The sequence below is a fragment of the Chromohalobacter marismortui genome, assembly GCF_004364315.1.
Classification (GTDB): domain Bacteria; phylum Pseudomonadota; class Gammaproteobacteria; order Pseudomonadales; family Halomonadaceae; genus Chromohalobacter; species Chromohalobacter marismortui.
In genome coordinates, this window is sequence record NZ_SOBR01000015.1 from 1 (window position 1) to 13616 (window position 13616).

Here is a 13616-nt window from a genome sequence, read left to right on the forward strand (position 1 = left end):
AGCGGCGAGAGCGGTCAGTGAGGCGAGCTTGCGCATGGTTCAGTTCCTTACCTTGTACATTATATTGACATCCAATCTCACTGGATTCAGATGGTCTTATGCTGTCATAGCCATGGAAGCACGCATATCAATCGTTAGTATGATCGGTGTTGCCATATGTCGTTTAAAATGGCTAATTTAAAACATTTTTATTTTATTGAGAGGTTAATTCCGTGCACTATTTCCTCGCGCGCTGAGCGACCCAGGCGCCCGCTCCGGTGCCACCCACATGCCAGGGTTGTGGCGATATCCTGTCCCTAGAAGTGACTACGTCGTCAACCGATGGAGCCTTTATGAATCTGCATGACCCGCGCTCTCTTTTATTCGTGCCGGCCACCCGGCCGGATCGCATCGCCAAGGCCCTGGCCAGTGGGGCGGATGCCGTGATCGTCGATTTGGAGGACGCTGTCGCCGATGGCGACAAGGCCGAGGCCCGGGATACGCTCGCGGCCTTCCTGGCGGACAACCCGCAGGCCTCGCTCGTGGTGCGCGTGAACGCGCCCGACTCCCCGCATCATGCGCTCGATCTGGTGCTGTGCGCTCGGCATGCAGGCATCACCCATCTGATGGTGCCCAAGGCCGAATCCGTCCCATCATTGGCGCAGGCGGCCGCCTGCGGCAAGCCGCTATGGCTGCAGATCGAAACCGCGCAAGGCCTGCTGGCGTTGCCCGGCCTGGCGGGCATGGCCGGCGTCGAGCGGCTGAGCTTCGGGGCCCTGGACCTGATCACCGAGCTGGGACTCACGCCCGAGACGCCGGGGGCGCGCCAAATGCTCGACCAGGGGCGCTACCAGCTGGTGGTCCGCTCGCGCGCGGCGGGCCTGGCCGCGCCGCTCGAAAGCCCGCATCCGGCCATCGACGATACGGACGCCGTGGCGCGTGCGGCCGCTCATGCCCGGGAGATGGGCTTCGCCGGCATGCTATGCATTCATCCCCGGCAGTTGCCCGCCGTCAACCAGGCGTTTTCTCCCAGCGAGGCCGACGTGGCCTGGGCCCGGCAAGTGATCGATGGTGCGAACCATCAGGCAGGCGCGTTCAGCGTCGCGGGCCAGATGGTCGATGCGCCGGTCGTCAGCCGCGCCCGGGGGATTCTCGCCAAGCACGAAGCGGGCCTTCGCGGTGGACAACCCCTGTGCTGACGCAGTAGGATATGTCGCGTTCCGCCCTTAGCTCAGCTGGATAGAGCGTTGCCCTCCGGAGGCAAAGGTCATAGGTTCGAATCCTATAGGGCGGGCCACGAATCGATGCAAAGCCCGCGAATCATCTCGCGGGCTTTTCTTTTCCTATGTTTTCCATGCCCCTCGGCCCTGCAGCCATCTTGCGTGCTGGATTAGAGTCCGTCATAGCAGCACAGAGAACGCATGGCTTGGGCGTAAAGGCCTTCAGATCGGGCTAATGTTCTGATTGACACGGAAAATGTTTGCCGGATCGAACTTCTGCTTGAGGGCCACTAAGCGCTCGTAGCTCATGCCGTAGGCGAAAGCAACGCGGTCGCTCTCATCCCCGGTCAGGAAGTTGATGTAAGCGCCACTGCTGGCGAAGGGCTGTGAACGAGCGAAGAATTCACGTGCCCAGGCAATGCAGTGTGCGTCCTCGGCAGCCGTTTCCCATCGCGCATGCACGTTCAGCACGTAGTTGGTATCACGGTTCGAGTAGGCCATCGCTTCGGGCAGGGCGTGGTGTGTCTGGCCTCCGATCGTGGCGATGAATATCTCGCACTGCGAAGACGGTAATGCACTGGCATATTCGATGATGGCATCGATCGGCCCTTCTTCGAGCGTCGAGAAATTATGTGTTTTCCAGTAGTTGCGGGCACCTGGCGTCAACAGTGGGTCGAAAGCCTGTTGCCAGTCGGTGTAGGGCTGTACCCCGATGTGCTCGCCATAAGCGGTGCCGAATTCTCGCAATGGTGCGATGTGTCTCTCGCCCTCGGCAGGATCACCGGCGTAGCACATGGCGAGCGCGACGATCTCTTTCCCGTGGACGTCCTCAGGCAGAAAGGGCAGAGGAGGCGCCTGGCGCGTTATCAGCCATACGTTGAGCTCGTCCGGCATTGTTTCGGTGAATCGAGCAAACCGTGTGATGACCGCTTTCGCCTGGTCGAAGGGAAAGACGATAAGGCCGCACAGCACGTTGGGGCCCACCGGATGCAATTGGTACTCGAAACGCGTCACGATACCAAAATTGCCGCCTCCACCACGCAGTCCCCAGAACAGATCGGCGTTTTCCGATTCACTGGCGTGTCGTTGTTGACCATCGGCGGTAATCACCTCCATAGAAAGCAGGTTATCTATGGTCATGCCGTACTTGCGGCTGAGCCAACCGAAGCCACCGCCCAGAGTGAGACCGGCCACCCCTGTGGTGGAGTTGATGCCTAACGGTGTGGCGAGGCCGTACGCTTGTGCGGCGGCGTCGAAATCAGCGAGGGTACAGCCTGGCTCGACGGTTCCTTGTTGACGCTCTTGATCGATATGCACTCCCTTCATCAGCGAGAGGTCAATCATCATGCCAGCATCGCAGACGGCGTTGCCTGCAATGTTGTGACCACCTCCACGTATGGAGAAGGGCAAGTGGTGCTGGTTAATGAAGTGCAAGGAATGGATTACATCGGCAGCTGAAGTGCAGCGCACCATCATGGAAGGCCGGCGATCGATCATGGCATTCCAGATTTGGCGAACGTCGTCGTATTGCGGATCGTCGGGGAGAATCACATCTCCCGCGACATTGGTCTTGAACTCCTTCAGTTCGGTCTGTGAAAACTGGCTCATGGCGGCCACCGTTATATATGCCACGGGATACCCCGAAGGGGACTCGGGCGGGGAGAGGAATACGACCCGTCTGGCGATTAGCCTGATGCCTCACAGCGGCCCCGTGATTGGCATTTCGTCAGTGGATAATCTCAGCATAGGTGTCATTGTGACTAACTTCCTTCTGTTTATTCTCTTCCAGCGTCATGTGTCTGCAGCAGGGTCTGGAAAGATGCCTCTTGGCCACGTCTAGATGCATCTGATCACTCAGCGGTGCGATCCTGCTCTCGAGCGCCGTTCCATCGACGATGAGCCCTTCTCGCAAAGCCCGAATCGCCATCACCGGGGCATCACCCCGGCAGTACCTGTGTTCAAGCATGCATGCGCGGTGTCTGTCCTTTCATCCCACTGTCATGGCGCGTCTGTTCCAATCCAGATGTCATGGCCATGCCAAAAAAGGGGAAGACATGTCATTCACGCCATCGCCTCTTGCCGGCCTTCTGGGGCTGAGCGCCGTTATCGTGACGTTTAGCCAGCCTGTGCTGGCAGCCGAGACATTCAACCGCATCGCGTCCTTTCCGGTTGCCTCGAATCTGGAAGAAGGGGCTGCACCTGACAGTCCGACCTCGGCGGAGATCATCACCGTCGATGATGAGGGCAAGACGTTGATGTACTCCGATAGCCCGCACGGCGGCATTGGTTTTATCGACATCACGGAGCCGGCGGCGCCGAAAGCCGCTGGTTTCATGCCGATGGAGGGGGAACCCACATCGGTTTCTGCGTTTCACGGCGTGGCGCTGGTGGGAGTCAATACCTCGCAAAGCTATACGGAGCCCAGCGGCGAGCTACGGGCCGTCGAGTTGAAGAATCAGCGCGTGCGACGCTCCTGCCAGCTTGGTGGACAACCCGACTCCGTTGCCATATCGCCTGACGATAACTGGGTCGCCATCGCCATAGAAAACGAGCGTGATGAAGAGGCGAACGATGGCCGCATTCCCCAGATGCCTGCCGGCTATTTGATGGTATTTCCGCTGGCGAAAGGCGTTCCCTCGTGCGATGACGGTCGCAAGGTGGCGTTGACCGGCCTTGCCGATACGGCACCCTCCGATCCTGAACCGGAATTCGTCGATATCAATGCCGAGAATCAGATTGCCGTCACGTTGCAGGAAAATAACCACATCGTGATCGTCGATGCCGCCAGTGGTCGGGTGGTCGGCGACTTCTCTGCAGGCTCCACTGACCTCGCCGGTGTCGATACGGCGGAAGATGGTCGCTTGGCGTTCAAGGGGCGACTTGAAGGCGTCAAGCGCGAGCCCGATGCCGTTCAATGGCTGGGGACGGATCGCTTGGTGACAGCTAACGAGGGGGATTATGAAGGTGGCTCCCGTGGCTTCACCATTTTCAACCAGGGTGGCAGCGTGGCGTATGAATCGGGTGCCGCCTTCGAGCATGCCGTGGCCGCTGCCGGCCACTATCCGGAAGGCCGTTCCGACGCGAAAGGTATCGAACCGGAAGGGCTGGAAGTCGGTACATACGATGGCCAGCGTTATATCTTCGTGCTCTCGGAGCGCGGCTCTGTGGTCGGTGTCTACCGCGATACCGGAGGCGCGCCGGAGTTGATGCAGCCTCTTCCTTCGGGGGTCGGCCCGGAGGGCGCAGTCGCGATTCCCGGGCGGCAACTGCTGGCCACGTCCAATGAAGAGGACCTGGGAGCGGAAGGCGGTGCACGTAGTCACGTGATGATCTATCGGCGCACCGAAGGCAAGACCGCTTATCCGGAGATCGTTGCCCAGCGCAACGACGATGGCACGCCGGTGACCGGCTGGGGGGCGCTTTCCGGATTGACCGGCGATCCCGAAGATGCCAGTCGCCTGTATGCCGTCAGTGACTCGGCCTATGCCAATGCACCGACGCTCTACACGATCGGCAAGTCCTCGCATCCCGCGCGGATCACGTCGGCCACCGTGGTGACCCGCGACGGCGAGCCCGCCTCCAAGCTCGATCTCGAAGGCATTGCCACCGACGGCGAGGGGGGATTCTGGCTGGCTAATGAAGGCGATGCCAAGCAATCCATCCCCCACGTCCTGCTGCATGTCGATCACAAGGGCGAGATTCAGGAGCAGATTCCACTACCGTCGTCATTGCTCGAGCGTCAGACGCGCTACGGTGCTGAAGGTATCGTGCGAGTGGAGGGCAAATTGTGGGTAGCGTTGCAGCGTCCCTGGCTGGGCGCCCCGGACAATACCGCCATGCTGCTTGCTTATGATCTCGAAAAGCAGCAATGGCAAGGTGTGCGTTATCCGCTGACCAAGCCTCAGGGTGAAGGCTGGGTAGGGCTTTCGGACTTGGCGGCCAAGGATGCAGCGCTGTACTTGATCGAACGTGACAACCAGACGGGGGATGCCGCACGGATCAAGCAGATCACCCGCGTCGACCTCGGGTCGCTGGCCCCTGCGGCGCTAGACGGCAACCTGCCGACCGCTCAGAAAGAGGTCGTGCTCGATTTGATCCCGACGTTGCTCGATACAGGCGGTTATGTGCTGGAAAAGGTCGAAGGGTTGACCTTCGATGCTGACGGTCAGGGATATGTCGTCACCGACAACGATGGCGTCGATGGTTCCTCCGGCGAAACCCGCTTCTTCCCCGTGGAACTGGGACGATAGAGAGGATGACAGCGGCAACGTCTACCGATCGCGATGGAGAAGGCGATAGCCACGGAGACTGCTCGAGGCATCACAGGTTGTCACCTATCCCATAATCGATAGCCGGCCGAACTGCACCCCGAAAGTTGGATACTCATCCGGCCTTCGGGGTGTTTTTGATGGCAAGATACGCCCCGAGCACGATTCTGTTATCCTGCCGCTATTCCATCCTTGGCCATTGCCACCCGCTATCATCCGCTGCCCGTTCGCGCGCATGGCGTGGCCGACTTCACGACAGGATTTGCCGCCGTGTCCGATTCGCCATCCCCATCCGGTTTCGCCACCTTGCCGCTGGCGCCTGCGTTGCTCGCCAATCTGGCGTCGCTGGGTTATCACGTCATGACGCCGATTCAGGCCGAAAGCCTGCCGGCGATCCTCGCCGGACGCGACGTGATCGGCCAGGGCCAGACCGGCTCGGGCAAGACGGCGGCGTTCGGCCTGGGACTACTGTCGCGGCTCGAGGTCAAGGCGTTTCGCGTGCAGGCGTTGGTGCTGTGTCCGACCCGTGAGCTGGCGGACCAAGTGGCCGGTGAAGTACGCCGGCTGGCGCGTGGACTCAGCAACGTCAAGGTGCTGACGCTATGCGGCGGGGCGCCGCTCAAGCCGCAGCGCGACTCGCTGGAACATGGCGCGCATGTGGTAGTGGGCACGCCGGGGCGGATCGAGGAGCACCTGCGCAAAGGCTCGCTGATACTCGATGCGCTGAATACGCTGGTGCTGGATGAAGCCGACCGCATGCTGGACATGGGCTTCCAGGCGTCGATCGAGGCGATCGTCGGCCAGGCGCCGACTGCGCGGCAGACGCTTTTGTTCAGTGCCACCTACGGTGCCAGCATCCGGCCTATCGCCGAGCGTATGATGCGTGAGCCGCTGAACGTCGAAGTCGTCTCGACTCACGATGACACCAGCATCCGCCAGCACTTCTACCGTGTCGTGGGCGAAGACGCCCGCCTGTCGGCGCTGGAACGCCTGTTGCTCAATATCCGCCCGGAATCCAGCGTGGTGTTCTGCAATACCAAGCGCGAGACGCAACAGGTCGCCGACGCCCTGAAGGCGGCGGGCTTTTCCGCACTGGCGCTCAATGGTGATCTGGAGCAGCCCGATCGTGATCGTATCCTGGCGATGTTCGCCAACAAGAGCGTGTCGATCCTGGTCGCCACCGACGTGGCGGCGCGCGGGCTGGATATCGACGCGCTGGATGCGGTGTTCAATTACCAGATCGCCCGCGAGCTCGAGGTTCATGTGCACCGCATCGGACGCACTGGCCGAGCCGGTGGCCAGGGCGTGGCCTGCACGCTGGTCGCCGAGAGCGAATATTATCGGCTCGAGAAGCTTGGCGATTTCCTCGGCGAGTCGCTCGCCTGTGAGCCGCTGCCGACGCTGCGCGGTCACCCGAAGCCGTTCACGCCACGCATGGCCACGCTGCAGCTCGGCGCCGGCAAGAAGCAGAAGGTACGTCCGGGTGATATTCTCGGCGCCTTGACCGGCGAGGGCGGCATCGCCGGTGAGCAGGTCGGCAAGATCCAGATCACCGAGCGCAGTGCCTTCGTCGCCGTCGAGCGCGAGGTGGCCCTTGCCGCCCTCGAGCAGCTCGCCAATGGGCGAATCAAGGGGCGGTCTTTCCGGGCGCGCCGTGTTACTCGCTAGTCATGTTCTGTGGGAGCGAATTTATTCGCGATGCCGATACCATGCGTTGCCGATTATTGGCGCATACTATAAATAAGGTGATATGAAAGTACCCAAGAGACTCCAGCCCTTGGTCGACGACGGTTTGATCGATGAGGTCGTCAGCCAGTTGATGAGTGGCAAGGAAGCCCAGGTTTACGTGGTGCGCTGCGGCAATGAGCTGCGTTGCGCCAAGGTCTTCAAGGAAGCCAGCCAGCGCAGCTTCAAGCAGGCCGTGCAGTATCAGGAGGGTCGCAAGGGGCGCAATAGCCGGCGCGCCCGAGCGATGGCCAAGAAGACCCGCTACGGTCAGAAGGAACAGGAAACGGCTTGGCTAACCTCCGAGGTCGATGCGCTGTATCGGTTGGCCGCAGCGGATGTGCGCGCGCCACGGCCGCACGGTTTCGTCGACGGCGTATTGCTGATGGATCTGATCAGCGACGGTGAGGGCGATGTTGCCCCCCGACTTGGTGAGGTGGCGCTGAGCCCGGAACAGGCTCGCGATTATCATGATCGGGTGATCGCCGATGTGGTGCGCATGCTATGCGCCGGACTGGTGCACGGCGATCTCTCCGAGTTCAACGTATTGGTCGACCAAGGCGGGCCGGTGATCATCGACCTGCCCCAGGCAGTCGATGCGGCGGGCAACAACAGCGCGCCGATGCTGTTGGTGCGCGACGTCGACAACATGCGTGCCTGGTTCGGGCGCTTCGAGCCGGCGCTGCTCAATACCGACTACGGTAAGGAGATCTGGGCGCTCTATGAAGCGGGCGAGCTGCATCCGGATAGCCCGCTCACCGGCCACTTCGAGCCCGATACCCTCGATGTCGACGTGATGGAGCTGATGGCGGTGATTGATGACGCCCGCGAAGAGGCCGAGGAACGCCGCGAACGCGAGCGTGACGACCTGGAGGACGACGACTGAGCCGACGGTTGTTGCAGTGCAAGCTGTAATGAAAGTGTCGATGGCACCCTTAATGGCAATGTGAGTTTTTACCGTCATCATTTTTTGACAACGGGCATCTCCGCCAGTGGCGTCGACAGCAGTTAAGTCCCTGTATCGTGCTTGGCAAGGATTCTCTGGGCGCGGGCAACGACCGGCGCATCGACCATCTGACCATTGACGCTGAATGCTCCTCCTTGCAGGTTTGCGCTTTTGACGATTTCCTTGGCCCAGGCCACTTCAGCTTCGTTGGGCAAAAAGGTCTGGTTGACGGTGGGCAGTTGGCTTGGATGTATGCACAGCATCCCGGCAAATCCCATCTCCCGGGCACGTGTGGCGGCCTGAGCCACGGCGTCCGTATCATCGATGGCCTGATGCGGACTTTCGATCGGCGGTGCCAGACCCGCCGCATATGAGTGAATCACGAGCTGGTAACGTGCCTGATCGAGAATCTGCCGGGCGCCTGGGGTGTCGGGTATCAGTCCTAGTTCGGTACTCATGTCCAGCGCTCCGAAGTTTAGCCGTTCGACGCCCGCTACGTGCACTAGGCTGGACAGCGCCAGCAGACCGCGTGCCGTTTCGATCAGCGGCCATATAGGCTTGCCGCTGGCGGCGGCTTTCTCCAGGGCCTGGCAGGACTCCGCCTTGGGTATGACCAGATGCGTGATGGCCGCCTGCCGAGCGCCCAGCGCCAGGTCGGCTTCGTAGTACAGGGTACCGGGCGCATTGATCCGGACCATAAGCCTGGTCTGCGGATGGTGCATCAGAAACGCATCGAGCGCTTCCCGTGCGGACTCCTTGTCGCTTTCGGCAACGGCGTCCTCCAGATCGACGATGACGGCATCCGCCTCACTGGCCAGGGCCTTGGCGATGCGCTCCGGCCGGGTGGCCGGGACAAACAGGATGGAGCGCAGGGCTTCCGAGGTCATACGTGCTCCATCAGATGACATGGTGGTCTTTCAGGCGGCGGATATCATCGCGTGCATACCCTAGTTCGCCAAGGATGCGCTCGCTGTGCTCGCCCAAGGCGGGAACGGGCTGCATCTGCGCGGCGAAGGCATTGTTGCGCCCCGGCGGCAACAGGGCCGGAATCTCGCCGGCGGGACTGCCGACGCTCGCCCAGCGCTGGCGTGCCTTGAGCTGCGGATGCGCCCAGACGCCGTGCATGTCGTTGACATGGGCGTTGGCGATCTGTGCCTCATCGAGCCGGGTTAGCACGTCCTCTGCGTTCAGCACGGAAAACGCCTGTACGATGAGTGTCCGCAGCTCGTCACGATTGGCTGAGCGCCGGGCATTGGCAGAAAAGCGCTCATCCACGGCCAACTCGGGCCGCTGCAACACCTTCTCGCAGAATACCTGCCACTCGCGCTCGTTCTGCAGGCCCAGCATGACGGTCTGGCCGTCGCCGGTCGGAAACGGCCCGTAGGGATAGATAGTGGAATGCGAGGCGCCAGCCCGCGGTGGCGGTTCGGCACCTTCGAAAGCATAGTACATGGGGTAACCCATCCACTCGACCAAGCTCTCCAGCATCGACACGTCGATGTGGCTGCCGGTGCCAGTGCGTCCGCGTAGCAACAGTGCGGAGAGAATGTTGCTGTAGGCATACATGCCGGCGGCAATGTCGGCGATCGAACAGCCGGCCTTGGCCATGCCCTCCGGCCCCGGGGTGCCGGTCGTCGACAGGAATCCGCCCTCGCTCTGGATCAACAGGTCGTAGGCCTTCTTGGTGTGGTAGGGACCATCGTCTCCATAGCCCGAGATATCGCATACGATCAAGTGCGGAAAGTCGCCATGCAGGGACTCGAAGGACAACCCCAGCCGGGCCGCTGCGCCCGGTGCCAGGTTCTGCACCAGTACGTCGGCCTGAGCCAACAGGTTCTCCAGGATCGTTCGGGCTTCGGCTTTCTTGACGTCGAGCGTCAGGCTCTCCTTGGAACGGTTGGTCCACACGAAATGGGACGACAGGCCATCGACCCGCTCGTCGTAGCCGCGGGCGAAGTCCCCCACGCCGGGGCGCTCGACCTTGATGACACGCGCGCCCATGTCCGCCAACTGCCGGGTACAGAAAGGCGCTGCGATGGCATGCTCCAGACTGACGACAGTGATGCCGTCTAGAGGGCGCTGAGGGGTGGCTGGTGCGTTCATGCGTGGGCTCCCTTGTTTTGTATCTGACACTGGAGCAGCGGCGCGATGTGCGGTTGTTCCCATAACTGCCAAGCTAGTCGAGCTCGAACAAGCGGAGTCGGTGGCTGGGTCCGGGTGGGATGGCTCATTGGGCGTCTCCTAAAAGGACCGCGGCAGCTCGAGCAGGTGCTCGGCGACGTAGGACAGGATCAGATTGGTCGAGATCGGTGCGACCTGGTAGAGGCGTGTCTCGCGGAACTTGCGCTCGACATCGTACTCGCTGGCGAAGCCAAAACCGCCATGGGTCTGCAAGCAGACATTGGCCGCCTTCCACGAGGCTTCGGCGGCCAGGTACTTGGCCATGTTGGCGCTGGCGCCGGCGGACAGGCCCTTGTCGTACTCGTCGCAGGCACGCCAGCGCATCAGGTCGGCGGCCTCGACCTCGATGTGCGCCTGGGCGATGGGGAACTGGACGCCCTGGTTCTGACCGATCGGTCGACCGAAGACTTCACGGTTGTGGGCATAGTCACTGGCCTTCTCGATGAACCAGCGCCCGTCGCCGATGCACTCGGCGGCGATCAGTGTACGCTCGGCATTCAGCCCGTCGAGGATGTAGCGGAAGCCCTTGCCTTCCTCGCCGATCAGGCTGTCCGCGGGGATCTCGAGGTTGTCGAAGAACAGCTCGTTGGTCTCGTGGTTGACCATGTTGGCGATCGGCTGCACGGTCAAGCCATCACCGATCGCTGCGTGCAGGTCAATCATGAAGATCGACATGCCTTCCGACTTGCGCTGCACCTGATCGAGTGGCGTGGTGCGTGCCAGCAGGATCATCAGATCGGAGTGCTGGATGCGTGAGATCCACACCTTCTGGCCGTTGATGACGTACTTGTCACCCTGCCTGACGGCGGTAGTCTTGATCTTGGTGGTGTCGGTGCCGGTGGTGGGTTCGGTGACTCCCATCGACTGCAGGCGCAGCTCGCCTGCGGCGATCTTCGGCAGGAAGCGACGCTTCTGCGCCTCGCTGCCGTGACGCAGCAGAGTAAACATGTTGTACATCTGGCCGTGCACGGTGCCGGCATTGCCCCCGCAGCGGTTGACTTCCTCTAGGATGACCGACGCCTCGGCCAGGCCCAGCCCCGAGCCGCCGTACTCCTCGGGGATCATCGCCGCCAGCCAGCCCGCCTCGGTCAGTGCCTCGACGAACTCCTCTGGGAATGCCTTGCGCTCGTCGATGTCACGCCAGTAGGCCGTGTCATAGTGACTGCACAGGCTACGTACGCCGTCGCGGATGGCGTCCAGGTCCTCGGTGTCACACGCAAACATCAGCCATTCTCCTTGTAGTGAATTTCCGCCTCGTGTGCCGGCCCGCGGTCGTTGAACGCCCACAGCGCGGCCCGGCCGCCCGACTCGTGGCGACCGGCGACCTGAAAATCACTGTCGGCGATCAGCGGACGCAGGCCGCGATAGGTTAGGTGCGTTGGTGCGGCATGGGGATTGGCATCGCGAAAGGCCTGGACCATCAGAGTGGCGATCATCGGGCCATGCACGACCAGTCCGGGATAGCCTTCGGTCTCTGTGGCATACGGCCAATCGTAGTGAATGCGATGGCCATTGAAGGTCACCGCCGAATAACGAAACAGCAGGGTCGATGTTGGCCGAATAGACTGGCTCCACTCCGGCTCGGGTAGCGGCGTATCCAGCGACAACCGCGGCGGCGAGGGCTCCCGGTAGACGATGTCCTGTTCCTCCTGGATGCAGGTTTCGCCCTGCTGGATATAGTCATGGCGCACCGTGACGAACAGCAACGTGCCGGTTCGTCCCCGTTTCTCCTTGATAGCGGCAATCGTCGAGTGGCGCTGCGCGGCGAGACCCACATGCAGAGGCTGGATGAAGTCCAACCGTCCGCCCGCCCACATCCGGTTGCGTCCCTCGGCGGGTGGCAGGAAACCGCCCAATACCGGATGGCCATCGCATCCTAACTGGTCTGCCGTGACGGGCTCCTGGAAGAAGGCCCAGTGCCACAGGGGCGGCAAGGGCTGCCCCTCCTGAGGGTACGGCCGATCAAATAGCACCGCGATGCGCTTGGCCAGTGCCTCGCTCAGCGTGTCATCGCTGCGTTCCTGATTGCCGATCCAGTCGCTGGCGGCCGCGTCTGTCATGTCCTGCCTCCTGTTGTCGTCGCTTCAGGATGCGCAGGATGGGACCTTTAGAGAATTTGCTTTTGCATAAGGCCGTGTTTTGCTGGGCCGAACGCCCGACGGGGCCCGCCTTTCCAGCCAGCCTGCGAGCCACATGCCATGCACTTCGATCTACAGGACCTGCGGCTATTCATTCATGTCGCTGAGGCGTGCAGCCTAACGGGAGGTGCCCAGCGCGCCCATCTCTCCACGGCGGCGGCGAGCACCCGCATGAAGACCCTCGAGGGTCAGCTAGGCAGCCGGTTATTCTATCGCAGTAGCCAGGGTGTGGAACTCACTCCTGCAGGAAAGCGTCTGCTGCGGCATGCGCGCGTTATCCTGCGACAGATTGAGCATGTGAAGAGTGATTTTTCCGGCTATGCAGACGGCGCTGCGGGGCACTTGCGTATCTTCGCAAACACGACGGCGGTGACTGAGTTCATGCCTGAGGTTCTGGCCCGCTTCCTGTCCATCCGGCCTGGTATCACCGTCGACCTTCAGGAGCGCCTGACTCGGGATATCGTGCGTGGTGTGCTGGATAACACGGCGGATCTGGGCATCGTGGCGGGGGTTGTCGAAGCACAGGGGCTGCAATTACTACCTTTCAGCCTGGATAGACTGGTTCTGGTCGTGCCCCGGGGACATGCGCTTGCGGAAAGGCCTCATGTGAGTTTTCAAGAGACGTTGGATTACCCACATATCGGGCTGCATGACGGCAGTACTCTGCTGCAGTTTCTACAGGATAAGGTCAAAGACATGGGCAAAAGCCTTTCCCTACGTATCCAGGTGCTTGGTTTCGAACCAGCGTGCCGAATGATCGAGGCGGGCGTGGGCATCGGTGTTTTGCCCGAGTCATGCGCGCTTCGCTACCAACGTACCCAGGCCATTCGACTTGTGGAGCTAGAGGATGACTGGGCCCAGCGTGAACGCAGTATCGTCGTGCGTGAGCTTGAGGCGCTGCCCAGCTGCGGGCGTGAACTCATCGAGGCAATCGTCGATCATGACGGATTCTCCCTGCCTTCCTACGTCTAGTCGAGCAAGGATAGGCCTTTAACTGAAACTAACCCCGGCTTGCCTAAATACAAATACGCGTGGACACGCGTTTATGCCAGCATCGAAGAGGTCTGGTCAAACGCGACTGGATGCAACAGCCATTACAATGACAAGGAGTTGCACCATGCCCATGTTCAAGCTCGCTTCATTCGCTGCAGTTGCCGCC

At 61.4% G+C, this 13616-nt stretch carries 10 protein-coding genes and 1 tRNA gene; 6 read left to right on the forward strand and 5 right to left on the reverse strand.

Annotation, left to right across the window (positions count from 1 at the left end):
* The first annotated feature begins 332 nt into the window (after positions 1–332).
* Positions 333–1178 (forward strand): HpcH/HpaI aldolase/citrate lyase family protein, encoded by an 846-nt coding sequence (locus tag C8E00_RS16370; protein WP_133698592.1) that lies wholly within the window; start codon positions 333–335, stop codon positions 1176–1178.
* 21 nt (positions 1179–1199) lie between these two features.
* Positions 1200–1276: transfer RNA gene (locus tag C8E00_RS16375), tRNA-Arg, on the forward strand.
* Between the two features lie 145 nt (positions 1277–1421).
* Here C8E00_RS16375 and C8E00_RS16380 read toward each other — a convergent pair.
* Positions 1422–2807, reverse strand: coding sequence for an FAD-binding oxidoreductase (locus tag C8E00_RS16380; protein ID WP_133698601.1), 1386 nt, complete (start codon positions 2805–2807; stop codon positions 1422–1424).
* 446 nt (positions 2808–3253) lie between these two features.
* Between C8E00_RS16380 and C8E00_RS16385 the strand changes: the two genes are divergently transcribed.
* From C8E00_RS16385 to C8E00_RS16395, 3 genes are all read left to right on the forward strand, one after another.
* Positions 3254–5449, forward strand: a complete 2196-nt coding sequence (locus C8E00_RS16385; protein ID WP_133698593.1) for an esterase-like activity of phytase family protein — start codon at positions 3254–3256, stop codon at positions 5447–5449.
* A gap of 288 nt (positions 5450–5737) precedes the next feature.
* Entirely contained in the window at positions 5738–7135 is a 1398-nt protein-coding gene (gene dbpA, locus C8E00_RS16390; RefSeq protein WP_133698594.1) for an ATP-dependent RNA helicase DbpA, read from the forward strand.
* Positions 7136–7217: 82 nt separating this feature from the next.
* Positions 7218–8078, forward strand: coding sequence for a PA4780 family RIO1-like protein kinase (locus C8E00_RS16395; RefSeq protein ID WP_133698595.1), 861 nt, complete (start codon positions 7218–7220; stop codon positions 8076–8078).
* A gap of 122 nt (positions 8079–8200) precedes the next feature.
* On the opposite strand, the gene C8E00_RS16400 is transcribed toward C8E00_RS16395, so the two are convergent.
* The 4 genes from C8E00_RS16400 to C8E00_RS16415 form a co-directional block, all read right to left on the reverse strand.
* Positions 8201–9025, reverse strand: coding sequence for an HpcH/HpaI aldolase/citrate lyase family protein (locus C8E00_RS16400; RefSeq protein ID WP_133698596.1), 825 nt, complete (start codon positions 9023–9025; stop codon positions 8201–8203).
* Between the two features lie 10 nt (positions 9026–9035).
* Positions 9036–10241 (reverse strand): CaiB/BaiF CoA transferase family protein, encoded by a 1206-nt coding sequence (locus C8E00_RS16405; RefSeq protein WP_133698597.1) that lies wholly within the window; start codon positions 10239–10241, stop codon positions 9036–9038.
* Between the two features lie 138 nt (positions 10242–10379).
* Entirely contained in the window at positions 10380–11543 is a 1164-nt protein-coding gene (locus tag C8E00_RS16410) for an acyl-CoA dehydrogenase family protein (RefSeq protein ID WP_133698598.1), read from the reverse strand.
* Positions 11543–12379, reverse strand: coding sequence for an HTD2 family dehydratase (locus tag C8E00_RS16415; protein WP_133698599.1), 837 nt, complete (start codon positions 12377–12379; stop codon positions 11543–11545). The genes C8E00_RS16410 and C8E00_RS16415 overlap by 1 nt, the downstream gene beginning before the upstream one ends.
* Before the next feature lie 138 nt (positions 12380–12517).
* Here C8E00_RS16415 and C8E00_RS16420 point away from each other — a divergent pair, with 138 nt between their 5' ends.
* Positions 12518–13429, forward strand: a complete 912-nt coding sequence (locus C8E00_RS16420; RefSeq protein WP_133698600.1) for a LysR substrate-binding domain-containing protein — start codon at positions 12518–12520, stop codon at positions 13427–13429.
* Positions 13430–13616 lie beyond the last annotated feature (187 nt).

Bases quoted from the DNA above. Each gene is read 5' to 3' on its own strand.
- C8E00_RS16370 (WP_133698592.1), top strand. From the start codon at position 333: ATGAATCTGCATGACCCGCGCTCTCTTTTATTCGTGCCGGCCACCCGG.
- C8E00_RS16380 (WP_133698601.1), bottom strand. From the start codon at position 2,807: ATGAGCCAGTTTTCACAGACCGAACTGAAGGAGTTCAAGACCAATGTC.
- C8E00_RS16385 (WP_133698593.1), top strand. From the start codon at position 3,254: ATGTCATTCACGCCATCGCCTCTTGCCGGCCTTCTGGGGCTGAGCGCC.
- C8E00_RS16395 (WP_133698595.1), top strand. From the start codon at position 7,218: ATGAAAGTACCCAAGAGACTCCAGCCCTTGGTCGACGACGGTTTGATC.
- C8E00_RS16400 (WP_133698596.1), bottom strand. From the start codon at position 9,025: ATGACCTCGGAAGCCCTGCGCTCCATCCTGTTTGTCCCGGCCACCCGG.
- C8E00_RS16405 (WP_133698597.1), bottom strand. From the start codon at position 10,241: ATGAACGCACCAGCCACCCCTCAGCGCCCTCTAGACGGCATCACTGTC.
- C8E00_RS16410 (WP_133698598.1), bottom strand. From the start codon at position 11,543: ATGTTTGCGTGTGACACCGAGGACCTGGACGCCATCCGCGACGGCGTA.
- C8E00_RS16415 (WP_133698599.1), bottom strand. From the start codon at position 12,379: ATGACAGACGCGGCCGCCAGCGACTGGATCGGCAATCAGGAACGCAGC.
- C8E00_RS16420 (WP_133698600.1), top strand. From the start codon at position 12,518: ATGCACTTCGATCTACAGGACCTGCGGCTATTCATTCATGTCGCTGAG.